At 67.6% G+C, this 22,473-nt stretch carries 21 protein-coding genes; 9 read left to right on the top strand and 12 right to left on the bottom strand.

What is annotated here, in order from left to right:
• Positions 1–197: 197 nt before the first annotated feature.
• The 4 genes from QSJ95_RS22625 to QSJ95_RS22610 form a co-directional block, all read right to left on the bottom strand.
• Positions 198–1,418, bottom strand: coding sequence for a tyrosine-type recombinase/integrase (locus tag QSJ95_RS22625; protein WP_285645433.1), 1,221 nt, complete (start codon positions 1,416–1,418; stop codon positions 198–200).
• Between the two features lie 308 nt (positions 1,419–1,726).
• On the bottom strand, positions 1,727–1,927 hold the full coding sequence (locus tag QSJ95_RS22620) for a hypothetical protein (RefSeq protein ID WP_043315588.1): 201 nt from the start codon (positions 1,925–1,927) through the stop codon (positions 1,727–1,729).
• Positions 1,924–2,352: a hypothetical protein gene (locus QSJ95_RS22615; RefSeq protein WP_285645429.1), complete on the bottom strand. Its 429-nt coding sequence runs from the start codon at positions 2,350–2,352 to the stop codon at positions 1,924–1,926. Before QSJ95_RS22615 ends, QSJ95_RS22620 begins: the two co-directional genes overlap by 4 nt.
• 169 nt (positions 2,353–2,521) lie before the next feature.
• Positions 2,522–3,358, bottom strand: a complete 837-nt coding sequence (locus QSJ95_RS22610) for a 5'-nucleotidase, lipoprotein e(P4) family (protein WP_058490871.1) — start codon at positions 3,356–3,358, stop codon at positions 2,522–2,524.
• A 293-nt stretch (positions 3,359–3,651) separates the two neighbouring features.
• Here QSJ95_RS22610 and QSJ95_RS22605 point away from each other — a divergent pair, with 293 nt between their 5' ends.
• The gene (locus QSJ95_RS22605; protein WP_043315592.1) at positions 3,652–4,701 is read left to right on the top strand and encodes a diguanylate cyclase; all 1,050 of its coding nucleotides are present in this window, start codon (positions 3,652–3,654) and stop codon (positions 4,699–4,701) included.
• Here QSJ95_RS22605 and QSJ95_RS22600 read toward each other — a convergent pair.
• The 3 genes from QSJ95_RS22600 to QSJ95_RS22590 all read right to left on the bottom strand — a co-directional run bounded on the left by QSJ95_RS22600 (position 4,689) and on the right by QSJ95_RS22590 (position 6,047).
• Positions 4,689–5,060, bottom strand: a complete 372-nt coding sequence (locus tag QSJ95_RS22600; RefSeq protein ID WP_285645425.1) for a hypothetical protein — start codon at positions 5,058–5,060, stop codon at positions 4,689–4,691. The genes QSJ95_RS22605 and QSJ95_RS22600 overlap by 13 nt on opposite strands.
• A 91-nt stretch (positions 5,061–5,151) precedes the next feature.
• The gene (locus QSJ95_RS22595; RefSeq protein WP_009620588.1) at positions 5,152–5,493 is read right to left on the bottom strand and encodes a carboxymuconolactone decarboxylase family protein; all 342 of its coding nucleotides are present in this window, start codon (positions 5,491–5,493) and stop codon (positions 5,152–5,154) included.
• Positions 5,494–5,564: 71 nt separating this feature from the next.
• Positions 5,565–6,047, bottom strand: coding sequence for a GreA/GreB family elongation factor (locus tag QSJ95_RS22590; protein ID WP_285645423.1), 483 nt, complete (start codon positions 6,045–6,047; stop codon positions 5,565–5,567).
• Positions 6,048–6,175: 128 nt separating this feature from the next.
• Between QSJ95_RS22590 and QSJ95_RS22585 the strand changes: the two genes are divergently transcribed.
• Positions 6,176–6,607 (top strand): hypothetical protein, encoded by a 432-nt coding sequence (locus tag QSJ95_RS22585; protein WP_285645421.1) that lies wholly within the window; start codon positions 6,176–6,178, stop codon positions 6,605–6,607.
• A 6-nt stretch (positions 6,608–6,613) separates the two neighbouring features.
• Here QSJ95_RS22585 and QSJ95_RS22580 read toward each other — a convergent pair whose 3' ends face one another.
• Positions 6,614–7,048, bottom strand: a complete 435-nt coding sequence (locus QSJ95_RS22580) for an RcnB family protein (RefSeq protein ID WP_074981540.1) — start codon at positions 7,046–7,048, stop codon at positions 6,614–6,616.
• Between the two features lie 278 nt (positions 7,049–7,326).
• Here QSJ95_RS22580 and QSJ95_RS22575 point away from each other — a divergent pair, with 278 nt between their 5' ends.
• From QSJ95_RS22575 to QSJ95_RS22560, 4 genes are all read left to right on the top strand, one after another.
• Positions 7,327–7,695 carry an antitoxin Xre/MbcA/ParS toxin-binding domain-containing protein gene (locus QSJ95_RS22575; RefSeq protein WP_043271094.1) on the top strand — a complete coding sequence of 123 codons (369 nt, stop codon included), beginning with the start codon at positions 7,327–7,329 and terminating at the stop codon, positions 7,693–7,695.
• Complete coding sequence (locus QSJ95_RS22570) at positions 7,696–8,466, top strand: RES family NAD+ phosphorylase (protein WP_009620578.1); 771 nt, start codon at positions 7,696–7,698, stop codon at positions 8,464–8,466. It begins immediately after the preceding gene.
• A gap of 75 nt (positions 8,467–8,541) precedes the next feature.
• On the top strand, positions 8,542–8,748 hold the full coding sequence (locus QSJ95_RS22565; protein ID WP_058072904.1) for a hypothetical protein: 207 nt from the start codon (positions 8,542–8,544) through the stop codon (positions 8,746–8,748).
• Between the two features lie 524 nt (positions 8,749–9,272).
• The gene (locus QSJ95_RS22560) at positions 9,273–10,637 is read left to right on the top strand and encodes a DNA recombination protein RmuC (protein WP_267853907.1); all 1,365 of its coding nucleotides are present in this window, start codon (positions 9,273–9,275) and stop codon (positions 10,635–10,637) included.
• Between the two features lie 272 nt (positions 10,638–10,909).
• On the opposite strand, the gene QSJ95_RS22555 is transcribed toward QSJ95_RS22560, so the two are convergent.
• Positions 10,910–11,797 (bottom strand): metal-dependent hydrolase, encoded by an 888-nt coding sequence (locus tag QSJ95_RS22555; protein ID WP_285645417.1) that lies wholly within the window; start codon positions 11,795–11,797, stop codon positions 10,910–10,912.
• The gene (locus QSJ95_RS22550; protein ID WP_285645416.1) at positions 11,794–13,581 is read right to left on the bottom strand and encodes an SDR family oxidoreductase; all 1,788 of its coding nucleotides are present in this window, start codon (positions 13,579–13,581) and stop codon (positions 11,794–11,796) included. Before QSJ95_RS22550 ends, QSJ95_RS22555 begins: the two co-directional genes overlap by 4 nt.
• 403 nt (positions 13,582–13,984) lie before the next feature.
• On the opposite strand from QSJ95_RS22550, the gene QSJ95_RS22545 reads away from it, so the two are divergent.
• Positions 13,985–14,740: a MerR family transcriptional regulator gene (locus QSJ95_RS22545; protein WP_152623780.1), complete on the top strand. Its 756-nt coding sequence runs from the start codon at positions 13,985–13,987 to the stop codon at positions 14,738–14,740.
• A 119-nt stretch (positions 14,741–14,859) separates the two neighbouring features.
• Here the strand turns inward: QSJ95_RS22545 and QSJ95_RS22540 are convergent, their stop codons facing one another.
• Complete coding sequence (locus QSJ95_RS22540) at positions 14,860–16,119, bottom strand: MgtC/SapB family protein (RefSeq protein ID WP_009620567.1); 1,260 nt, start codon at positions 16,117–16,119, stop codon at positions 14,860–14,862.
• Positions 16,120–16,769: 650 nt separating this feature from the next.
• Positions 16,770–20,246: a PAS domain-containing hybrid sensor histidine kinase/response regulator gene (locus QSJ95_RS22535; RefSeq protein ID WP_058490853.1), complete on the bottom strand. Its 3,477-nt coding sequence runs from the start codon at positions 20,244–20,246 to the stop codon at positions 16,770–16,772.
• 250 nt (positions 20,247–20,496) lie between these two features.
• Here QSJ95_RS22535 and QSJ95_RS22530 point away from each other — a divergent pair, with 250 nt between their 5' ends.
• The gene (locus QSJ95_RS22530; protein WP_009620564.1) at positions 20,497–21,066 is read left to right on the top strand and encodes a GNAT family N-acetyltransferase; all 570 of its coding nucleotides are present in this window, start codon (positions 20,497–20,499) and stop codon (positions 21,064–21,066) included.
• A gap of 9 nt (positions 21,067–21,075) precedes the next feature.
• Positions 21,076–21,936 carry an AraC family transcriptional regulator gene (locus QSJ95_RS22525; protein ID WP_285645412.1) on the top strand — a complete coding sequence of 287 codons (861 nt, stop codon included), beginning with the start codon at positions 21,076–21,078 and terminating at the stop codon, positions 21,934–21,936.
• The last annotated feature ends 537 nt before the right edge of the window (positions 21,937–22,473 follow it).

The following is a 22,473-nucleotide window of genomic DNA, read 5'->3' as shown; positions in this document are numbered from 1 at the left end:
GAGGAGTTCGCGCAATGAGTAGCCCTTGGCTGCTGTAAGGCTGCTTGTGGCCGCTGCTAAAATCGGGCGCAAGTGGCCGAGCAAAGTGTCACTTCACAAGCAGGTAAACTGAGGGGCCTCCGTTTTGATAGCCCCATATGAACGTCCGCTCCTGGCCGATACCGGACTGATTGCCTCTGGCCTGAAGAGCGAAATGCTTAGGGGGTAGAGCAGTAATTCGCCCAATCACGCATCAACTGGATGCGTTTAGGCCACAGAGTGCCACGCTGGTAGGCAGCTTCGACGCTATCTGGCAGCTTGTGAGCTAGGGCGTGCTCACACACCTCTCTCGGATGGTTCGTTTGTTCTCCTGCCCAGGTCCTAAATGTCGAGCGGAAGCCATGTTGGGTCAGGTGCCCAAGTTTCATGCGTCGCAGAGCAGCAGTGAGCGACGTATCTGAGAGCTGCTTGCCCTTCGGGGAAGGGAAGACATAGGGGCTATCGGCTACACGTGGGAGATTTTCCAGCAGTTGTATGGCGCCTGGAGATAGCGGGACAGCATGTTCCTTGCCTGCCTTCATTCGCTCAGCTGGTACTGTCCAGATGCCCTCCTTGAGGTCTATTTCATCCCATCGCGCACCACGGATCTCCCCTGAGCGGGAGGCTGTGAGGATAGAAAATTCCAGGGCTCGAGCGGAGATCCCGGGGCGCTTTCGCAGTTCGCTCATGAAGTTGCCGATCTCCGTATAGGGGAGAGAAGCATGGTGTTCGACCTTTTGTACCTTGCTTCTTGCTGGCAGCTCGTGTTCGAGGTGGCCTTTCCAGCGGGCTGGATTTTCGCCCTTGCGGTAGCCACGGAAGGTCGCCCAATCAAAAATGTTCTCTAGACGGCCTCTTAGTCGACTTGCAGTTTCTGCCTTCGCATACCAGAGCTGAACTGTTTCTGTTCCTACGGCCACTTCCTGTTGCAAAACCTTCAGCACCAGGTCCGTGTCGACGCTGCTTACGGCCAACTCCCCAATGATGGGGAAGGCGTAGGTCTCGAGCGTATTCTCCCATTGCTGAACGTGCTTCGGGTTCTTCCAGCCTGCGCGATTGGCTTTGATGTAGGCCCGGGCACATTCCTTGAACGTCTTGTGCCGGGCTGCCTCCAGCTTGACGAGCTGCTGCTTGGCCTTCTTCTCCTCAAGAGGGTCGCCCCCCTCCAAGAGGCTTTTCCTGTGTTCCAAGGCTTTCAGGCGAGCGTCGCTCAAGGAAACGGTGTGGACAGGGCCAAGGCCCATTTCCCGCGTTTTGCCGTGGCGGGTATAGCGAAATACCCAGGACTTGCCGCCGAGCTTGCTGATCTGCAACCACAGGCCGCCGCCGTCACCGTAGTAGCCTGGTTCCTTAGTCTTTTGGACCGCGAGTGCGGAGAGCTTGTTGATGCCGCGAGCCATTTATGTACCCACCTTTCTACCCACGTTTTATAGCCGGATTCTGCTAGATTCTGCAAGACGTTATTGGACGGGCTGAATACAGAGCCCCCATGAAATCAGTGGGCTGTGGGCCTTTGATGGACGCTCGTGGATTTTCGCCAGGCGGACTATCTCTCCGCCATTACAGATGGCCAAAGCCCCTGAAATGCCTAGCGTTTCGGGGGCTTTGTCTTTTCCGGTCCTGTGAATTAGGGCGGCTTCTCCCCTGAATCCCATTACCTGCGAAATCCTATCGCCCCATGGCATAGCTGCGAGCACGACAAAGCGATTTAGATATTGTGTGACTGCGAATCCATATCGGATCTTAACGCCTTGAGCTTCCGCTGCAGCCGAACGTTCTGGCAACCCAGGGTTACGATGAGTGTGGCCGAAAAGAGAAACCACGCGTCCTGTCCGAGGTAATGGAAGAATGCCCAGGCGAGCCCGGCCGCCAGCAGGCTCGCAAGAATCAACAGGATGCGGTCCTTCACACGTAGGCTCTCCACGTCATGGCTCGGCGGACGTTCGCAGGCATGGTTCGATCGTACAGGCCGGGGTTGTTCCTGAGTACCAGGTGCACGTCGAAACTGTACACCTCGTTTCGGCTCGCCAGGGCAAGCGCATCGGCCAGGCGCGTTCCTCCAGATAGCGTCCTGCCCAATGCCACGGCCAGGCTGCCGATGACGGCGCCAATGTAGAAGCTCGCCAGCATCGAGCCCATGGTCAGCAGGCGCTCACCCCTGAGTCCGGCCCTAGCCAGCTCAGTCACCGTTACGTTTCGGCCGAACTTCTCGAGCAAGGTATTCAGGGTCGAGAGTGTGGCGAGCGCGGTAGCGGCTGTGCCGTAAAGCGATTCGGGCGCCGGCAGGCCCAGTGCTTCCATGTTTTCCTTGAAATAGCTGTAGAACGATGACATTCCTGCGCCTCCTCCATGAATCAACTCATGGAGGGTTCCTTTCAGCGCATGGGCGGTATACAGGTTCCTTCCTGTTGATTTGTAGGAAAGGCATGGCTTCGATCGGTATGTGGAAGGAGTGAGCCCTGAGGCGCGCTCGCGTACTCAGGAGCTCGCTCTCAGGCAGCCCTCAATCCTGCCCCTTCCACGCCCCCGAAGTCGCCGCGGCGCGGAACTTGGCGCGATTGGCCGGGGTGTCGGCCGGTTCCGATTCGCCGAAAATCGCTTTCATCCAGTGGCCGTCGGTGGGGTTGGGGAAGAGGATGAAGCGCTCGCCGAACTGGGCGCGGTCTTCGTCGAGCAGGGCGGCGCGTTGCCTGGCGTCGTCGACGTAGTAGCGGCGTTTGAAGTCGTTGAGGTTGTCGCCCAGCATCAGCAGCACGTCGTAGCGTTCGGCGATGGCTTTCTGCGCGGGTTCCTTGTTGGAGCTTTCGCGCAGGATGGTGACGTGTTCCTTGTCGGCGAAAGGCACTTTCAGGCTGCGCAGGTTGTTCAGGGCGTATTCGTCGGTCCTGTCGCCCTGGTCGCGGCTGGAGACGTAGAAGATTTCCACACCCCGGGACTTGGCGTAGTCGAGGAAGTCCAGCGCGCCGGGCGTCAGGGTGGGGCCGTTGGCGGCTACCCAGCGGTCCCAGAGGGCGTCGTCGAAGAAGTCCTTGCCCTGGCTGAGCAGGGCGCCCCAATAGCTGTTGCTGCTGAGGATGGTGTCGTCGAGGTCGCTGATGATCGCCGGTGGCCTGGCGCCGGGCTTGCGTTCGGCCAGGGCCTGGTCCAGGCGCAGCTTGGCCAGGTTGAAGCCCTGGTAGTAGAGGGCGCGGTATTCGGCGGCCGTCTGCCGCCAGGCGACGGCGGCGGTCAGCAGGTTGGGCGAGGCGGTGTCGGTTTTCGCAGTGTCGGCCAGTGCCAGTTGGAAGGGCGCGGCGAGGACGAGCAGGGCGGCAGCGATTGTCGTTCCTGGATTGGGCATGGGTGACGATCCTTGTGGCTTGTGTGCCATGGCGGCGGGGGTGGAGTTCTCATACCCCAGGCGGGGGCGGGCCTCAATCGGGGCGACGCATATCCGTAAGGAGTTGGCGTGCTTGCGGAAGGATCGGACCCGGTCGTGGGGGATGGCCTACAGACTCGTTCCGCCATGGGATTGGCGCTGTGGCCGGGCGATGGCCTAGGCGGGAGGTAATGTCAAATTGCCGCCAATCCGCATAGGCGCTTTCCTGCCGATCTGCTAGCTTGCTCTATCGGATGCCTGGATCAGGATGATGTATGGGGGCTGTGGTCGGTAAGGGGTTGTCTTTCGCCAGGCGCATCTACGTGCCGCGCATGGTCGGGTTGGGCATCGGCTTCTTCTGCGTGGCGGCGGCGCTGGAGCCGTTGCAGCGGCCGGGTTGGGCCTGGGCTCTGCTGGTGGCCAACGGCTTTCTCTGGCCGCACCTGGCCTACCAGTTGGCGCGCCTGTCGCGGGCGCCGTACCAGGCGGAGCGGCGCAACCTGTTGCTGGATTCGCTGTTCGGCGGCTTCTGGGCCGGGGCCATGCAGCTCAACCCGTTGCCGAGCGTGACCATCCTGTCGATGATGGCGATGGACAACATCGCCGCCGGCGGCCTGCGCTTCTTCCTGCTGGGCAGCGTGGCGCAGCTGCTGGGCGTGCTGCTGGCCTGGCTGTGCTTCGGCATCGCCTTCACCGCCGTGGCCACGCCGCTGCAGGTGTATGCCTGCCTGCCGATGCTGGTGGTCTACCCGCTGGCGGTGGGCGGCGTGAGCTACAGCCTGGCCAGGCGCCTGTCCGAGCACAAGCAGGCGCTGCGCGCGGTCAGCCGCACCGACAGCCTCACCGGGCTGCTTAACCACGGTTCCTGGATGGACCAGCTGGAGAACGAATTCCAGAAGTGCCGCCAGCAGCACACCCGGGCCAGCGTGGCGCTGATCGACATCGACCACTTCAAGGGCATCAACGACCGCTTCGGCCATGTGCTGGGCGACATGGTCATCACCGAGCTCAGCCACCTGCTCACCCATTCGCTGCGTGAAACCGACACCCCGGGGCGCTATGGCGGCGATGAGTTCTGCGTGATCCTGCCCGGCACCACCCAGACGCTGGCGGTGGAGATCATGGAGCGCCTGCGCCAGAGCTTCGCGGAAAAGCACTACCAGCTGGCGACGGACCTGTCCGTTGGCCTGAGCATCGGCGTGGCGTCCTACAGCCCCTACCAGGTGGATGCCAGCGCCTGGCTGAGCGACGCGGACAAGGCGCTGTACCGGGCCAAGCACCAGGGCCGCAACCAGGTGGTGGGCGCCGGGCCTCAGCCGCAGTAGCCGTCCATCTTCAGCCGGTTCTTCTCGCTGGGGTCGGCCTGGTACTGCTGGCGCCAGAACTGGCAGGGCGCGCTGTTGAAGCGCTGTTCCCGCTCGCTCTGTTCGAGTTGCCGGCTCTGTTCGGCCTGGGCCTTGCGCTGGTTCTCCAGGTACTGCTGGAACATCGCCGCGTTGGCATCCGGGGTGGGCGCCGGAGCGCTGGCCGGCGCCGGCGACAGGCCGGCGGGCAACGGCAGGGGCGCGCCGGGCCACAAGCGCAGGAGCAGGAGGCAGCTCAGGGCCACGGCGACGAAGCCCAGCCAGATGCCGGCGGCGATGCCGAGGGCGAGTTTGCAGAGACTGATGCTGGGCGAGGACATGGCGGCTCATCGTCGGGCGAAAACGCAATGGATAACCCAATTCCGCCGCCGGAGAAAGCCTGGGCGCGGCGCCCGGCGCCGCGCCTGAACCTCAGCCCTGCGGCTGTTCGAAGGCCTCTAGCGCGCGCAGCGAGTAGACGTAGGCGGCGCCGGCGTTCATGGCGATCGCCGTAGCCAGCGCCTGGGCCACTTCGGCCTCGCTGGCGCCGGCCTTGCGCGCGGCCTCGGCGTGCACGCCGATGCAGCCGTCGCAGCGGGTGGTGATGGCCACCGCCAGGGAGATCAGCTCGCGGGTCTTGGCGTCCAGTGCGTCGCCATCCGCGGCCGCGGCATCCAGCGCCTGGTAGGCGGCGATCATCTTCGGATGTTTCTTACCCAATGAGCCGAAGGCCTTCTTCACCGCGGGAACGTATTCGGACCAGTTGAACAGCATGGCGGCATCTCCTTTTCGGGTTGACGGCCATGCAGCTTAGTCCGGGATTCGCCGGTATGCGGGCGGGGCGCTCAGAGCGCCGCGACGATCTCGTAGGCCTGGCGCGCCGAGCCCAGGCCGACCTCGATCTCATCGCCGGGGTGGCGGCCGAGCAGGGCGCCGCCCAGCGGCGAGCGCGGGGTGATGACCAGGACCTCGTGGCCGTCCAGTTCGATCTTCAGGCCGGCGGCGTCTGGACCCAGGAACAGCCAGCGGCGGCGGTTCTCATGGTCTGCCAGTTCGACCAGGGCGCTGGTCTGGATGCCCAGCTCGGCGTCGAAGTCGCGCAGCACCAGGCCCTGGAACGAGGCGAGCGCCTGGCGGATCTCCTCCACCCGGCGCGATTGCCCGGCGGCCAGGTAGGCCGCTTCCAGGCCGAGGGTGTCGTACTTGTTCTCGGCGATGTTTTCCTCGTGGGTGGCGGCCTCGTGGGCGGTGCGCGCGGCGCGGACGGCGACATCGAGGTCGGCGTCGAGGCGCTGGAGGATCAACTGGTGGGCGCGTTGCTTGTCCATGGTGACGGCTGCCTGGGCATGAAGGGGCCTATCCTAGGGCCTTTGCCTGGCATCGGCGAATGGTCTTTCAAGTTTTTCCTACAGCAGTCGATAGAGGGGCCGGACACCCGGAAAAAGGAACCTCGGGCATGAACCTTTCCCTGACGCCTTCCAGCCAGGCCCTCGCCGGTCAATTGCGGATAGCTGCCAATGGCGATGGCGGCACGGCGGCCGATGCCACCCAGGACGACGGCGCCGTGACCAGTCGTGGCGCGAAGGCCGGAAGCCAGGGCGCGGCTGGCGCCGGCGCCGAAAGCGGCGGTAGCTCCAGCGTCGCCGTCGAGCAGTTGCAGAAGCGCCTGCAGCAGCTGCAGAAGCAGTTGCAACAGGAGCAGCAGGAACTGGCGGCCGCGCAGGAGCGGCAATATTCCTCGGAAAACGAGCGCACCGCGATCATCATGGCCCTGCAGAGCCGCATCGCCAGCACCAGCGCCGCCATGCTGGCCACGGCGGCGGCGCTGGCCGAAGCGATCCGCAATGGCGGCGGTGGCGCCGGCGCCTTGCTCAGCACCAGCGCCTGAGGCGCCTCAATAGCCGGCCAGGATGTTGACGATCACCCCGGTGGCGATGGCCACCAGCACGTAGTCGCCGTTGACGTACAGCCAGCGATGGTCGCGCGGCGGCGCATAGAGGTGACGGGCGCGCCAGTCGGTGACCCAGTAGCGGTCGCTGCGGTAGACCGGCTGCACCACCACGCCGCGGCGCCATTCGCGGTGCGGCACCGGCATGCCGGCCTGCGGGCGGAAGTGCGGGTCGCGGTAGTAGCGCGGATCGGCGTGGCCCGTGCGGCCCTGGTAGTGGCCGCCCTGGGAGCCTTTCTGCTGCTGGTATTGCTGGTGCTGCTGCGGGCGATTGTCCGGGCGGTTCGGGCCGTGGTCCGGGCCGGGGCCCTGCTGGGCGAAACTCGCCAGCGGGCTGCCGAGCATCAGGGCGGCACAGAGCAGGGCGACGGTCTTCTTCATGGTGTTCTCCTGGCGCGGCCGGCGGTTGCGGCGCGCGCTGCTATCGGTCGATCCCGCCACCGGGCGCAGCCGGTTCGGGTACTTCATGAGACCGTGCGTCCAGGTCAAGAAACGCCAATGTGGAGTAAAGGTCCGGTAAAGAATTCGTCGCTTTCGTCAGGGCGCTGATACATGGCCGCCCGAACCGCGTCCGGCGCTCTGCCGGAAAAGGGGAAGTGCTTTGTGCAGTTTTCACATTTGATGGTATGTTTGCATCAAATGCACGAAAGAGGTACGGCATGAGCGCACTGATCCGGGAAACTCCGTCGGCCGATCTGGTCCTGGCCAAGGCGGTACTGGCTGCCCGTGAGCAACTGGGCATGACGCAGCAGGAGCTGGCCGCCATCGTCGGCGTCGACCGCAGCGCGGTGAGCCGCTGGAAGAGCGGCGGCCTGCGGGTGGGCAGCAAGACCGGCGAGCTGGCGCTGCTGCTGGTGCGGGTATACCGCGCGCTCTTCGCCCTGTTCGGCGGCAACCTGGAGGACATGCGCCACTTCCTGCGCACCCCCAACCGCCACCTGAGCGGGGTGCCGCTGCAGCGGATGGAGCAGGTGCAGGGCCTGGTGCAGGTGGTCGAGTACCTCGACGCCATCCGGGGCAAGATCTGAATGGCCCTCGACGCCGGCGCCGAACTGTGGCGCGAATGCCGGGGCGAGCAGGCCATCGCCCCGCTGCGGGGCAAGCTGGTGCGCCTGGTGGAGAGCCAGGAGCAGGTCGCGACCCTGCAACTGGTGGATACCCTGGAGGAGCAGGCCCTGCTGGAAGAGCTGATCGAGACCAGCAAGCCGCACCTGCCGCCCTCCACCGAAACCCTGCACTACCTGCTGAAGACGCCGTTCCGCTACCCGCCGCTGCGCTGGGGCTCGCGCTTCGGCCGCCGCCACGAACCCAGCCTGTTCTACGCCGCGTTGCGCCTGGAGACGGCCATGGCCGAGGCGGCCTATTACCGCTTCGTGCTCTGGGAGGGCATGGCCAGCCCGCCGCCCAGCGGGCGCATCCTTTCCGAGCACGCTTCTTTCGAGGCGCGTTTCCAGGTGCAACGGGGCATACGCCTGCAGGCGCCGCCCTTCGACAGCTATGCCGAGCGCCTGCAGGACCCGCGGGACTACCGCCTGACCCAGGCGCTGGGCAGCGCCATGCGCGCTGCCGCGGTGGAGGCCTTCGAATACCGCTCGGCGCGCTGCCCGGAAGGTGGGCTGAATGCCGCGCTCTTCGTGCCTTCGGCCTTCGTCGACAAGCGCCCGCGCAACCTCATGCCCTGGCTGTGCGAGACCACCGCCGACTACGTGGCCTTCAAGCATGCCCAGGTGCCGGGGGCGCCGCGGCTGTTCCCGCGCGCGGGATTCCTGGTCGAGGGCGACCTGCCGCACCCGGCGTGACCGTCCGTCGTCCTGCCCGCGCGGGGTGGGGCGAACGCGCTAGCTTATTGCGCTGGCCAAGCAACGGAGTGCGCCATGGACATTCGCCTGGAAGCCCATCCCCATGACCGCCGACAGTGGCGCGTCTACCTCAACCAGTACTTCTTCCAGTACCCCGACAAGCCCACCGCGCAACGCATGTACGAGCGCGTGCTGGAGTCGTTGGGCCAGGCCGCGCCTGTTGCCGGGGCGGGCAGTATTCCTCGCCAGGAACGTCGGCGCAGAGCCCGCGAATGCGTCTGATTCGCTGCTGAAGCTTGCCTGAAAATCCCTTCGGATTGCCCTGAAATGAGGCGGTCCGCCCCTGTCCGGCGCGGACTTGTGCACAATGTTGGTGGCTGTTGTCAAGCGCTGGAAACATTCCTCCGTAAGCGCTTGATTTTTCGTTGAGCGTTTGTAAATTATTGATTTTTAATGGCTTTATTTATTGGTGAAAAAAGCACCAATCTAAGCGGCAGCCCCAGCGGCCAAGGCGTATAAGACGTTTTCATCACCTTATCCACGTGGTTATCCACAGCTTCTGTGGATTGTCCCAAGCGCTTGCTTTCCTTCCGCGTTGTCAAGAGCCCTGACGGCAAAAGCCGCACTGAATTCCTATTCGCGGCTGCTACCATGGCGCGAATTTTCCTGCGACCACCCGCCCTGGAGCGCCCATGCCCGTCGACTTGCCCAACCTGCTGATCGGACTGCTGGCCGCCACGCTGCCGCTGGGCTGGTTGGCCTGGCACCTGCGCGAGCGCGCGGCGCGGCAGGAGAGCGAACTGGCGCTGTTGCGCGAACGCCTGACCACCGCGCAACTGGCCCAGGATGGCCTGGGCGCGCAACTGGAGGCCGAGCGTGAAGCCTTCCAGCGCCTGAGCGGCCGACACGGCGAGCTGGCCGGCGAGGCCGCGGCCTTGCGCCGCGAGGTGGACCTGGGCCGCGCCGAGCGCGAGCGCCAGCAGCAGGCCGAGCGCAGTTGGCAGGCCGAGCGCGAGGGCCGCGAGGAGGAACTGCGCCGGCTGTCCGCCGAGCGCGCCGCGCTGGCTGCCGAACTGCGCGAGCAGCAGGAAGGCCACCAGCAGCGCCTGGGCGACCTGCAGGCGGCGCGGGACGAGCTGCGCGCGCAGTTCGCCGAGCTGGCCGGGAAGATCTTCGAGGAGCGCGAGCAACGCTTCGCCGAGGCCAGCCAGCAGCGTCTGGGGCAATTGCTCGACCCGCTGAAGGAGCGAATCCAGGCCTTCGAGAAGCGCGTGGAAGAGAGTTATCAACAGGAAGCCCGCGAGCGCTTCTCCCTGGGCAAGGAACTGGAGCGCCTGCAGCAGCTCAACCTGCGCCTGGGCGAGGAGGCGACCAACCTGACCCGCGCCCTCAAGGGCCAGAAGACCCAGGGCAACTGGGGCGAGCTGGTGCTGGAGCGGGTGCTGGAACACGCCGGCCTGGAGAAGGGCCGCGAGTACGAGACCCAGGTCAGCCTGCGCGCGGCGGACGGCGAGCGCTTCCAGCCCGACGTGCTGATCCGCCTGCCCGGCGACAAGCAGGTCGTGGTGGATGCGAAGGTCAGCCTCACCGCCTACCAGCAGTTCGTCGCCAGTGACGACGAGGTGATCCGCCAGCAGGCGCTGAAGCAGCACGTGCTGTCGCTGCGCAACCACGTGAAGGGTCTTTCCGGCAAGGACTACCGGCGCCTGGAAGGCCTGCACAGCCTGGACTTCGTGCTGCTGTTCATGCCGGTGGAGGCGGCCTTCTCGGTGGCCCTGCAGGCTGAGCCGAACCTGTTCCAGGAGGCCTTCGAGCGCAATATCGTGATCGTCAGCCCGACCACCCTGCTGGCCACCCTGCGGGTGATCGACAGCCTCTGGCGCCAGGAGCGGCAGACGCAGAACGCCCGCGAGATCGCCGAGCGCGCCGGCGCGCTGTACGACAAGTTCGTGCTCTTCGTCCAGGACCTGGACGAGATGGGCTCGCGCCTGCAGCAGCTGGACAAGGCCTACGCGGCGGCGCGCAACAAGCTCTGCGAGGGGCGCGGCAACCTGATCAGCCGTGCGGAACAGGTCAAGCTGCTCGGCGCGCGGGCCAGCAAGAGCCTGCCGGGGGATTGGCTGGAGCGGGCGCTGGGCGATGAGCCGCAGGTTCTGGAAGAAGACAAATAGTCCTACGTTGCCGCGCTTTTCGTAGGAGCGAGCTTGCTCGCGAACCGTGTTTCCCGGCGGCTGTTGTGCTTGAGGTTGACCCCGTTCCCTCTCCCCAGCCCTCTCCCTGAAGGGAGAGGGGGCTTGTCCGTGCCGAGAGAAGACTTGGTTTCAGCCGGTAGCCTCTGTGCTAGCCGGCCAACGCCGAAATACCTGAGCACTCCGAACGGTCCCCTCTCCCTTCAGGGAGAGGGTTAGGGAGAGGGTGCTCTTTCTCTTACCCGGAACTCCCCTCAACCCTGCGCCGCCCGACTCGCCGCCGGCGAGCGCGCCAGGTAGTCCAGGGCCTCCTGGGTGTTGGCCTCGTGGTCCGGGTGGTACCAGGGCTTGAAGTAGCGCAGGAAGCTTCCGGCCAGCGAGGCTCGCCGTGGCAGCAGGCCGCGCTTTTCGCTGTCGCGCCAGATGCGCCAGAAGGGCCGCGGCCTGCCCAGGCTCGGGTCCTGGCGGGCTAGGGTGCGGGTGCCGAAGGCGAACAGCCAGATGATCAGCGGCCAGACCACGAACATCCACAGCTGGCGGCTGATGAAGCTGCCGCCCAGGTGCACGTGCAGGTCGTGGGCGACGTTGCGGTGCTCCACTTCCTCGGCGCCGTGCCAGCGGAACAGGTCCAGCAGCACCGGGTCGGAGCCGGCGCGGTCCAGCGCCTCGGCTTCCAGCACCCATTTGCCCAGCACACAGGTGAAATGCTCGACCGCGGCGACAATGGCGCAGCGCTGGCCGATCCACCAGCGGCGCAGCCAGGGCGTTCTGTTGAACAACTGCAGCCCCAGCGGGGTGTCGCTGAGCAACTGCTCGAACAGGTAGTCCATGGCCTTCAGGTAGCGGCTGGAGTCGATGCCGTGCACCGTCAGGTAGCGCTCCACGGCGCCGGAGTGGGCGCGGGCGTGCATCGCTTCCTGGCGGATGAAGCCCTGCACGTCGTCGCGCATGCGCGCGTCCTTCACGAAGGGCAGGGCCCTGTTGTACAGGCGGCAGAACCACAGCTCGCCGGCCGGCAGCATCATGTGGATGACGTTGATGACGTGGGAGGCCTCGGCCTGCCCGGGAATCCAGTGCAGCGGCGAGGCGCTGTAGTCGAACTGTACCTTGCGTTGCACCAGGCGGTGATGATGGTCGGTCATGGTTGGCCTCGGGAAGTCAGGTCGAAACGGGCGAACAGGCGCGACAGGCCGGGCAGCAGGCGCCACTGCCAGCGCGCCAGGTGCACCTCGGCGCCGGCGGCGACCACCGGTTGGTTGCGCTGCACGGCCTGGACGATCTTCTCGCCCACCCTGTCCGGGCTCAGCCGGCGCCGGCGGTAGAAGCGCTGCACCTTGGCCCGTCGGCGGGCCTGTTGCTCCTCGCTGAGGCCGGCGAAGCGGGTGGCCTGGACGATGCCGGTGTCGACGAAGCCGGGGCAGGCGGCGCTGACGCCGATGCCGTGCCCGGCCAGTTCGGCGCGCAGGCATTCGCTGAGCATCAGCACCGCCGCCTTGCTGGTGGCGTAGGCCGGGTAGTTGCGCGAGGGCGCGAAGGCCACGCCGGAGGCGACGTTGACCAGGTGCCCGGGCTTGCCGGCCTCGACCATCTGCCGGCCGAACAGGCGGCAGCCGTCGATGACGCTCCACAGGTTGACGCGCAGCAGGCGCTCCCAGTCCTGCGCGCTGGTGTCGAGCATGGCGCCGGCCAGGCCGATGCCGGCGTTGCTGACCACCACGTCGGGCACGCCCAGGCTGCTTTTCACCCAGGTGGCGAAGCGTTCCATGGCGGCGCTGTCGCCGACGTCCACGCAATAGCTGAAGGCCGTGGCGCCAAGGCTGCGGGCCTGGGCGGAGCTGGCTTCGGCGGCGGCCGGGTCGATGTCCGCGGCGAGCACGCTGGCGCCCTGTTCGGCGAAGCGCAGCAGCGTGGAACGGCCGATGCCGCCGCCGGCGCCGGTGACCACCACCAGCTTGCCGGCGAAGGGCCCGGCGCCGGGTTTCTGCTGGGCGCGCTGCAGCGGCTGGCTGGCCTCGCCGCCGTCGATGTGGCGGGCGAATTCGTCGATCCAGCCGGCCAGTTGCTCCGGTTCGGCGAGCAGTTGCCAGTGTCCGGCGGCCACCTCGCGGCGCCACAGCCGCGGCGCCCACAGCGAAAGCTGCTGGAACAGCTGCTGGCCGACGTAGCGGTCGCGGGTCGGCACCACCAGTTGCACCGGCACCTCGGTATGGCGCTTGCGCGGCTTGAAGATCGAACCGATGAAGTTGGCCCGGTACAGCTTCACGCCGTGCTCGCCGTCGCTGGCCTGGTGCGGGTTGCGCCCGGGGTTGCGGATGCCCTCGACCTTGCGCAGGTACTGCGGCCACAGGCGCGCGGCGCCCAAGCGCCAGGACAGCGCCGGGAGCAGCGGCAGGTGGAAGTAGTAGATGTACCAGGAGTGCAGCAGCTGGCTGAGCATCTGCAGCAGCGCGGCCGGGCGCCTGCGCCGCAATCGGTCGCGCATCCAGTGGCCGACGTGGTCCAGGCAGGGCCCGGAAATGCTGGTGTAGGAGGCGATGCGCTGGCGCAGCGCCGGGTCGGTGACGCTCTCCCAGGTCTGGATCGAGCCCCAGTCGTGGGCCACCAGGTGCACCGCGCGTTCGGGGCTGACGGCGTCGAGCACGGCTTTCAGGTCCTGGCTGAGCAGCTCCAGGCGGTAGTCGCGGGTGCGCCGTGGTTTGTCCGAGGCGCCGGCGCCGCGCACGTCGTAGGCCACCACCTGGTAGCGGCCGAGCAGGCGGGCGATCAGCGGCAGCCAGACTTCGTGGTTGTCCGGGTAGCCGTGGACGAACAGCAGCATCGGCTTGTTCGCATCGCCCCAGCGGTACACCGCCAGGCGCACCGCGCCGGATTGCACGTCGAGGCGTTCGGCCGGCGGCAGGCCGGGGTTCTCGAGCATTGCGTTCATGCGGCCTCCCGTGGCGGCGGCGGGAGCGGATGGGCGGACGGGGTGCCTCGGGGCATGACGTTCTCCAGGCCATTGTTGTTGTACGGAGCGACCATGACATTGGTCGATGTCACAGTGGATGCTGACCCATTCGCCCCGCCCGCGCCATGCCCGGCGGCGCTGTTACCAATGCGGGCAGCGGCGCGCAGTCCAGTGGCCATGCGGGTTTGGCGAAAAGGGCAGGGTGCGCGGGGCGATGAAGTCCCGCCTTTGGTTGGGCGTTGTGATGGGCTTCGCAAGCGCTTGCGTATCGATGCCTTGCGGTTGTGGCCGGCGCCGGGCGCTGGCTATGATCGCCGCCATGAGCACGCCCCTGAGCCTTCTGCAGCGCCTGCTCCAGCGCCCCGAGCAAAGCCCGGCGGAGATGGAGGACGAGCGCGAATTCAGCGTCGACGAGCTGGCCCGCGAGGCCGGCAGCACGGTGCGCAACATCCGCGCCTACCAGGATCGCGGCCTGCTGCCGCCGCCGGAGCGGCGCGGCCGCAGTGGCGTGTACTTCGCCAGTCACCTGCGCCGCCTGCGCCTGATCGGCGGCCTGCTGGAGCGCGGCTACGGCCTGTCGAACATCAAGGAGCTGCTGGAAAGCTGGGAGCGCGGCCACGACCTCGACCACGTGCTGGGGCTGGACCAGGCCATCCTCGGCGCCTGGAACCTGGAGACGCCGGGGCAGATCGGCTTCGACGAACTGCAGGCGATCTTCGGCGACGAACTCAACGACGAGGTCATCGACCGCGCCCTGCAGCAGGGCCTGCTGCAATTCGACGGCGAGCGCATCAGCATCCCCAGCCCGCGGTTGTTCAACGCCGGCGTCGAGCTGTACCGCTCGGGCATTCCCCTGGCCGCGCTGCTGGAGCACCTGGCGGTGCTGCGCGGCGACACCGAGCACCTGGCCGCCGGCATCGTGCGCCTGGTGGTCACCCACCTGGTGGACAAGCGCGGCGCCGAGCTGCTGCCCGGCGCGGCCGACCTGGAGCAACTGGCCGAGGTGTTCATGCGCCTGCGTCCGCTGGCCGAGCAGGTGGTGCTGGTGGAGCTGGCGCGGGGCCTGAAGCGGTCGGCCAACGAAATGCTCGGCGAGCGGGTGGGGGAGATCCTCCGCCAGTTCGAGCAGCCGCGCTGACGCCGCTTCTGCAAGGTGCTTTTCGTAGGATGGGTTGAGCTTGCGAAACCCATGCGGTCATGGCGATGGGTATCGCTTCGCTCCACCCATCCTACGGGCGTTGCATTGGCTCGCCTGATCTACACGAAGAGCAGCGTCAGCGCCCCCGCGGCGAGGCCGGCGACCATCACCGGTACGCAGCGCAGGGCCAGCCGGGCGCCGCCGACCAGGGCGATCAGGACGGCCTTGACCAGGCTGTTGCTGACCACGGCGAGGACGATGCCGTGCCCGGCCACTTCGGCGTCCAGCCCGCCCAGGGCGTTGCTGGCCAGGGACAGGGTGATGGCGTCGACGTCGGCCAGGCCCGAGAGCAGCGCCACCAGGTACACGCCGACGTCGCCCAGGTAGCGGTGCCCGGCCTCGACCAGGAACAGGATCAGCGCCAGCAGGGCGGCGAAGCGCAGGGCCGGGCCCAGTTCGAAGGGGTTCTTCAGCGGCGGTTCGCTGGTGGCGGGCGTCTCGTCCCGGCTGGCGCGCTGCCAATACAGCAGCGCGCCGCCGGCATAGACCAGGGTGGCGACGATCAGCGGCGGCAGCAGGTCCGGCAGCAGCTCGACGTTGACCAGGCCGACCTCCAGGGCCACCCGCGGGAACATCAGCGCCGAGGTGGCCAGCAGGCCGGCGGCCAGCAGCGGTTGCAGGCGGCGTTGCCCATGCATGCCGGCGAGGGTGAGGGTCATCGCCGTGGAGGACACCAGGCCGCCGAGCAGCGCGGTGATCAGCAGGCCGTGGCGGGTGCCGGTGAGGCGCACGGCGACGTAGGCGGCGAAGCCCAGGCCGGCGATCAGCACCACCATCCACCAGCTGGCGTAGGGGTTGAATACCTGCCAGGGACCGTAGCCCTGGTTGGGCAGCACCGGCAGCATCACCACCGAGATGAACAGCAGCTTGAAGGCCGCCGAGAGTTCGCGGGCGTCCAGGTGCTTCAGCGCGGCATGCAGGGATTCCTTCAGGCTCAGCAGCAGCGCCACCACCACGCCGCCGCCGGCGGCCAGCAGGCGGCTGTCGGCCACCGCCAGGCTGCCCAGCAGGAAGGTGGCGAGCAGGGCGACCTCGCTGGTCATGCCCTGGTCGCCGCTGCGGCCCACGTCGGCCAGGTAGCCGGCCACCGCCAGCAGGCCCACCAGCAGCGCCATCACCGCCCAGGCCCAGACGCCGAAGTGCCCGGCCAGCAGCGCGCTCAAACCGCCCAGCAGGCCGGCCAGGGTGAAGGTGCGGATGCCGGCGACCTGGCGGATGTCCTCGAAGTCGCGCTCGCGCCAGCCGCGCTCGGTGCCGACCAGCAGGCCGATGGCCAGGGCGGTGGTGAGGTCGAGGACGAGTTCCATGTGGTCCAGCATCGCGGGGCGGCTCCGTGCGGGGATGCTGGGAGTCTAGAAGCTGACGGCGTGGAGGGGATGTTCCAGGTCAAGGCGGGGGATTTCATTCGTGATTCGCGGCGGGACGTCCGGCTATCGCGGACAAGGTTCCGGTGGGCATGGCTCCTACGAAGAGCTTCGCGGTGTAGCCGGCAAGACAGTTGCTCCTACGTCATGCCCACCTCCGGACCCATTTGTAGGAGCGGGCCCTGCCCGCGATTCGCGCGCAGGGCGCGCTCCTACAAGGGCGTGGCGCGGCTGGGGTGGCGTAGGCGGATCTTATCCGCGAATCGCGCCGGTGGTTCCGGCTATCGCGGACAAGGTCCTACCCCCTCCGGCAGGCACAAGACCCGTAGGATGGTGTTGAGCGAAGCGATACCCATCAGCGCAACCGCATGGGTTTCGCAAGCTCAACCCATCCTACGAAGAGCACCTCGGCGCGGCTTGCAAGACAGTTGCTCCTACGGGGGAGGAATACCGTGCCTCCCGGAACCGTAGGGCGGATAACCGTTCGCGGTTATCCGCCGATACACCGGGGTCACAGCCAACGCCAAGGTCAACCCAGGAGCCGCCGGCAAGCAAGGCCAGGCGGCGGATAACGCCGTAGCCGTTATGCGCCCTACGACGTCCGCTCAGCGCAGGCTCAGGTGCCGGCTCAGCAGTGCCCGCAGCGCCGCCGGTTTCACCGGCTTGGCGAGGAACTCCAGGCCGGCGGCGTGGATCTGCGCCACCAGTTCGGGGCGGGCGTCGGCGCTGATCACCACGCCGGGCACCGGTTCGCCCAGGCGGGTGCGCAGCCAGGCCATCAGCTCGGCGCCGGTCTCGCCGTTGTCCAGGTGGTAGTCGATCAGCGCCAGTTCCGGGCGCGCGTCGCTGTCCAGCAGTCGCTCGCACTCGGCCTTGCTGCGCGCGGTGAGCACGCGGCAGCCCCAGCGGCTGAGCAGGCTGTTCATGCCCACCAGGATGCTGTCCTCGTTGTCCACGCACAGCACCTGGGCGCCGTTCAGCTCGGTGGGCACCTCGGCCTTGTGGCCGTTGAGCTCGGCCGGCGCCGGTTGCCGCGCCAGCGGCACGCTGACGCTAAACACGCTGCCCTTGCCCGGCCAGGAGCGCACCTGCAGGCGGTGGCCGAGCACCTTGCACAGCCGGTCGGCGATCGCAAGACCCAGGCCCAGGCCCTTCTCTGCGCGGGTCTGGTGGCTGTCCAGGCGCTTGAATTCCTCGAAGATCACGCTGAGCTTGTCCTCGGGGATGCCCGGGCCGCGGTCCCACACTTCCAGGCGCAGGTGCCCGTCCTCGCGGCGCACGCCCAGCAGCACGCGGCCCTTGGCGTAGCGGAAGGCGTTGGTCAGGAAGTTCTGCAGCACCCGGCGCAGCAGCTTGATGTCGCTGTCCACGCGCAGCTTGCTGCCGCGCAGGTGGAAGTCGATGCCCTGTTCCTGGGCCAGGGCGCGGAACTCGGCGCCCAGCGGGTCGAGCAGGGCGCTGAGCGGGAAGGCCGCGCGCTCGGCGCTGACGCGGCCGCTTTCCAGGCGCGAGATGTCCAGCAGGTCGGTGATCAGGTCCTCGGCCGAGCGCAGCGAGGAGTCCAGGTGGCGCACCAGGTCGCTGGACTCGCCGGGCAGTTCGCTCTGCGCCAGCGCCGCGGAGAACAGCCGCGCGGCGTTCAGCGGCTGCATCAGGTCGTGGCTGACCGCGGCGAGGAAGCGCGTCTTCGACTGGTTGGCGGCCTCGGCGGTGCCCTTGGCCTCGGTCAGCGCCTGGTTCAGCTGGGAGAGTTCCTGGGTGCGTTCCTCGACGCGCTGCTCCAGGCTCTCGTTGGCCTCCTTGAGGCCGTGCTCGGCGTCGCGGAACGCGGTGATGTCGGTGAAGCTCATGACGAAGCCGCCGCCGGGCATGGGGTTGCCGATCAGCTCGATGACGCGGCCGTTGGGGAACAGCCGCTCGGAGGTGTGCGGGGTGCCCTGGCGCATCCAGTACAGGCGCTTGGCCACGTGCAGGTCGGGGTCGCCGGGCCCGCACAGGCCGCGCTCGGCGTTGTAGCGGATGATGTCGGCGATCGGCCGGCCGACGTGGATCAGCCCCTCGGGGTAGTCGAACAGCTCGATGTAGCGGTGGTTCCAGGCCACCAGGCGCAGCGACTGGTCGACCACGCTGATGCCCTGGGTGATGTTCTCGATGGCGCCCTGCAGCAGGGCGCGGTTGAATTGCAGCACCTCGGAGGCTTCGTCGGCGATCTTCACCACGTCCTCCACCTGCATCTCGCGGCCCTCGATGGCGGCCTTCACCACCGCTCGCGCCGAGGACGCGCCGAGCACGCCGGCGAGCAGGCGCTCGGTGTGGGCGATCCACTCGTCGTTGGCGTTCTGACTGGGCACGAAGCCCTTGCCCTGGCGGTAGGCGAAGCGGATGAAGCTCTGCCGCGCGCGCTCCTCGCCGACGAAGCGCGCGGCGAGCATCAGCAGGTCTTCCAACTGCACCGCCAGCATCGAGCGCGAGCTGAGCCGCTGGGAGATTTCCTGGCCGATGAAGCGGCTGGCCTGCCAGTGCTCGGAGACGCGGGTGCGGGAGAACACCGAGACCAGGCCGAACAGGGCGAAGTTGCCGATCAGCGAGAGCAGCACGCCGAGGGTCAGCGGCTCGATGTTGATGCCGAAGGGGTGGGTGGCCAGCCAGGTCAGCCCGGGGAAGTGCTCCAGCGGCCAGCCCAGGCTGCGGGCGATCACCGGCAGCACCAGGGTATAGGCCCAGAGCGCGGCGCCGGCGGCCAGGCCGGCGAACACGCCGCGGCGGTTGGCCTGTTTCCAGTACAGCGCGCCGATCATCGCCGGGCCCAGCTGGGCGATGGCGGCGAAGGCGATCTGGCCGATGGTCGCCAGGCTCGCGGTGGAGCCCAGCAGGCGGTAGCTGACGTAGGCCAGCAGGAGGATCAGCGCGATGCTCACCCGGCGCACGGTCAGCAGCCAGTGGCGGAACACCTCGAACGGCTGCTCGGCGTCGGTGCCCTTGCGGCGCAGCAGCCAGGGCAGCAGCATGTCGTTGGAGACCATGGTGGACAGCGCCACGCTGGCCACGATGACCATGCCGGTGGCCGCCGAGGCGCCGCCGATGAAGGCCAGCAGCGCCAGCGCCGGGTGCGCCTCGGCCAGCGGCAGGCTGATCACGAAGGAGTCGGGGATGACCCCGGCCGGCAGCTGCATCTGCCCGGCCAGGGCGATGGGCACCACGAAGAGCGCGGCCAGCACCAGGTAGGCGGGGAACACCCAGCGCGCCAGGTTGAGGTCGCGCGGCTCGATGTTCTCCACCACCAGCACGTGGAACTGCCGCGGCAGGCACATGATGGCGGTCATGGCCACGCCGGTTTGCAGCAGCATGGCCGGCCAGTGCACGGTCTCCTGCCAGTACTCGGCCAGTTGCGGGGCGTCGCGGGCCCTGTCGAACAGGTCGCCGAAGCCGTCGTAGAGGCCGAAGGTGACGAAGATGCCCACGGCGAGGAAGGCGGTGAGCTTGACCAGCGACTCGAAGGCGATGGCCAGCACCATGCCGCGGTGGTGCTCGGTGACGTCCAGGCTGCGGGTGCCGAAGACGATGGTGAACAGCGCCAGCACCAGCGAGACGATCAGCGCCGTGTCCTGGGCGCGGCTGCCGCCGGAGTCGGCGCCGGCGCCGATCAACAGGTTTACGCCCAGGACGATGCCCTTGAGCTGCAGGGCGATGTAGGGCAGCACGCAGACCACGCAGATCAGCGCCACCACCACCGCCAGGGCCTGGGACTTGCCGTAGCGCGCGGCGATGAAGTCGGCGATGGAGGTGATGTTCTCCTGCTTGCTGATCATGATCATCTTCTGCAGCACCCAGGGCGCGAAGAGCATCAGCAATACCGGGCCGAGGTAGATCGGCAGGAACGACCAGAGCTGGCCGGCGGCCTGGCCGACGGCGCCGAAGAAGGTCCAGCTGGTGCAATAGACCGCCAGCGACAGGCTGTAGACCCAGGCGCGCAGGCGCGGCGACAGGGGCGCGCGGCGGCGGTCGCCATAGAAGGCGATGGCGAACAGGATGGCCATGTAGAGAAGGGCGACCGTGGCGATCAGCCCACTGGACAACGACATGCGAACTCCGACAAATCGACTCGCTCCCCCGCAGGAGCTGCTGGGATGCAGTTTCGCACCAAAGTCCGATGCTGTCAGAACCCCTGCGACCAAGGTCTCAGAGGCCGCTTGCCGCACTGGGAAAGCGCTGGTAGCTTTGCCGGCCTTTTCGCCCGGCCCCGCCCGTCGCGCCCTGGCGCGGCTGTGGCACTATTGCCGGGCGCCGGGTTCCGATAGGAGCCGGCGGAAAGTCGAGGTACGAGGAGGGGCCATGTTCAGACCGTCACCCATCACCCTGCAGCGCGGTGCGCTGCGCCTGGAGCCCATGGTCGAGGCCGACGTGCCGGACCTGGTGGCGCTGGCCGAGGCCAATCGCGAGGCGCTGAAGTTCATGAGCGCGCCGCAGCGCCCGGACTGGTACCGCAACAGCCTCGCCGAGCAGCGCGAGGGCCGCGCCCTGCCGCTGGTGGTGCGCCTGGGCAACCAGCTGGTGGGCACCACCCGTTTCATGGATTTCCTTCCGGCGCTGCCGGCCTGCGAGATCGGTGGCACCTGGCTGGATGCGGCGCAGCACGGCACCGGGCTGAACGCCAGCATCAAGTACCTGATGCTGCGCCAGGCCTTCGACAACTGGAAGATGGTCCGCGTGCAGCTGAAGACCGCCGCCAGCAACCTGCGCTCGCAGCGCGCCATCGAGAAGCTCGGCGCGGTGCGCGAGGGCGTGCTGCGCAACCACCGGCGCCTGGCCGGCGGGCGCCTGGACGACAGCGTTCTCTATAGCATCACCGACCTGGAGTGGCCGCAGGTGAAGGCCGCCCTGGAAGCCGGCTTCATCGGCTGAGGCCCCGGCATGCTCCTCGACAGCGCCCAGGGCGAGCGCACGCGCTTCTGGCGGGCCCAGGAACTGGGCGGCCTGGAGTTGCTGCACGCGCGCTTCATCGAGCAGCGCTTCGCCCCTCATGTCCACGAAGGTTTCGCCCTGGTGCTGATCGAGCAGGGCGCCCAGCGCTTCCGCCACCGCGGCGCCGAGCACCTGGCGCCCAGCGGCAGCCTGGTGCTGATCAATCCCGACGAGGTCCACACCGGCTCCAAGGCCCATGAGGCGGGCTGGCTGTACCGGGGGTTCTATCCGGAGATCGGGCAGGTCGGCAGCGTGCTCGACGAGCTGGAGCTGGGCGGCCGCGGCCTGCCGACCTTCGACGCCAGCGTGTTGCACGATACCGAGTTGAGCCGGGCCTTCCTGCACGTGCACCGCCTGCTGGAATCCAATGCCAGCAGCCTGGAGCGCCAGACCTGCTGGCGCGAGGCATTGCTGTTGCTGTTCCAGCGCCACGCGCGGGTGCCCGAGGCGCGCCCGGCCGGGCAGGAACCCCAGGCGGTAGCCCGCGCCCGCGAGCTGCTGGCGGCCCGGCTGGTCGAGCCGCCGTCGCTGGAAGAGCTGGCGGCGGCGGTGAACCTGTCGCCCTTCCACTTCGCCCGGGTGTTCCGCAAGGCCACCGGCCTGCCGCCCCACGCCTGGATCAAGCAACGCCGCCTGGAACAGGCCCGCGCCCTGCTCAAGGGCGGCTGCGCGCCAGCCTCGGTGGCGGCGCAACTGGGCTACGCCGACCAGAGCCACCTGAGCCGCCAGTTCAAGCAGGCCTACGGCGTGGCTCCGGGGGAATACCGCCAGGCCTGCGGACGCTCCGGCCTGCCACCCGGCAACCTGTAAGCGGGCCCTGCCCGCGATTCGCGCGCAGGGCGCGCTCCTACATGAAATGGTGCGGGTGAGGCAGCGTAGGAGCGGATCTTATCCGCGAATCGCGCCGGGGGTTCCGGCTATCGCGGACAAGGTCCGCTCCTACGGGGAGAGGAATACCGTGCAACCTGTAGGAGCGGGCCCTGCCCGCGATTCGCGCGCAGGGCGCGCTCCTACATGGAATGGTGCGGGTGGGGCAGCGTAGGAGATCTCATCCGCGAATCGCGCCGGTGGTTCCGGCTATCGCGGACAAGGTCCGCTCCTACGGGGAGGAATACCGTGCAACCTGTAGGCGGGCCCTGCCCGCGATTTCGCGCGCAGGGCGCGCTCCTACATGGGGCCGGTGTGGGTGGGGCAGCCCCGTAGGATGGGTTGAGCGAAGCGATACCCATCGCCATGACCGCATGGGTTTCGCAAGCTCAACCCATCCTACGAAGCGCACCTCGGTGCAGTCGGAAACAACGAGCGCACTCTGTCCGCGATTTCGCCCCGGCCTGTCCGGTCATGCGA

The sequence above is a fragment of the Pseudomonas sp. NBRC 100443 genome, assembly GCF_030268185.1.
GTDB classification, from domain to species: domain Bacteria; phylum Pseudomonadota; class Gammaproteobacteria; order Pseudomonadales; family Pseudomonadaceae; genus Pseudomonas; species Pseudomonas citronellolis.
This window is presented reverse-complemented; position numbering and strand designations above follow the sequence as displayed.

Bases quoted from the DNA above. Each gene is read 5' to 3' on its own strand.
- QSJ95_RS22625 (WP_285645433.1), bottom strand. From the start codon at position 1,418: ATGGCTCGCGGCATCAACAAGCTCTCCGCACTCGCGGTCCAAAAGACT.
- QSJ95_RS22615 (WP_285645429.1), bottom strand. From the start codon at position 2,352: ATGTCATCGTTCTACAGCTATTTCAAGGAAAACATGGAAGCACTGGGC.
- QSJ95_RS22610 (WP_058490871.1), bottom strand. From the start codon at position 3,358: ATGCCCAATCCAGGAACGACAATCGCTGCCGCCCTGCTCGTCCTCGCC.
- QSJ95_RS22605 (WP_043315592.1), top strand. From the start codon at position 3,652: ATGGGGGCTGTGGTCGGTAAGGGGTTGTCTTTCGCCAGGCGCATCTAC.
- QSJ95_RS22600 (WP_285645425.1), bottom strand. From the start codon at position 5,060: ATGTCCTCGCCCAGCATCAGTCTCTGCAAACTCGCCCTCGGCATCGCC.
- QSJ95_RS22595 (WP_009620588.1), bottom strand. From the start codon at position 5,493: ATGCTGTTCAACTGGTCCGAATACGTTCCCGCGGTGAAGAAGGCCTTC.
- QSJ95_RS22590 (WP_285645423.1), bottom strand. From the start codon at position 6,047: ATGGACAAGCAACGCGCCCACCAGTTGATCCTCCAGCGCCTCGACGCC.
- QSJ95_RS22585 (WP_285645421.1), top strand. From the start codon at position 6,176: ATGAACCTTTCCCTGACGCCTTCCAGCCAGGCCCTCGCCGGTCAATTG.
- QSJ95_RS22580 (WP_074981540.1), bottom strand. From the start codon at position 7,048: ATGAAGAAGACCGTCGCCCTGCTCTGTGCCGCCCTGATGCTCGGCAGC.
- QSJ95_RS22575 (WP_043271094.1), top strand. From the start codon at position 7,327: ATGAGCGCACTGATCCGGGAAACTCCGTCGGCCGATCTGGTCCTGGCC.
- QSJ95_RS22570 (WP_009620578.1), top strand. From the start codon at position 7,696: ATGGCCCTCGACGCCGGCGCCGAACTGTGGCGCGAATGCCGGGGCGAG.
- QSJ95_RS22565 (WP_058072904.1), top strand. From the start codon at position 8,542: ATGGACATTCGCCTGGAAGCCCATCCCCATGACCGCCGACAGTGGCGC.
- QSJ95_RS22555 (WP_285645417.1), bottom strand. From the start codon at position 11,797: ATGACCGACCATCATCACCGCCTGGTGCAACGCAAGGTACAGTTCGAC.
- QSJ95_RS22550 (WP_285645416.1), bottom strand. From the start codon at position 13,581: ATGAACGCAATGCTCGAGAACCCCGGCCTGCCGCCGGCCGAACGCCTC.
- QSJ95_RS22545 (WP_152623780.1), top strand. From the start codon at position 13,985: ATGGAGGACGAGCGCGAATTCAGCGTCGACGAGCTGGCCCGCGAGGCC.
- QSJ95_RS22540 (WP_009620567.1), bottom strand. From the start codon at position 16,119: ATGCTGGACCACATGGAACTCGTCCTCGACCTCACCACCGCCCTGGCC.
- QSJ95_RS22535 (WP_058490853.1), bottom strand. From the start codon at position 20,246: ATGTCGTTGTCCAGTGGGCTGATCGCCACGGTCGCCCTTCTCTACATG.
- QSJ95_RS22530 (WP_009620564.1), top strand. From the start codon at position 20,497: ATGTTCAGACCGTCACCCATCACCCTGCAGCGCGGTGCGCTGCGCCTG.
- QSJ95_RS22525 (WP_285645412.1), top strand. From the start codon at position 21,076: ATGCTCCTCGACAGCGCCCAGGGCGAGCGCACGCGCTTCTGGCGGGCC.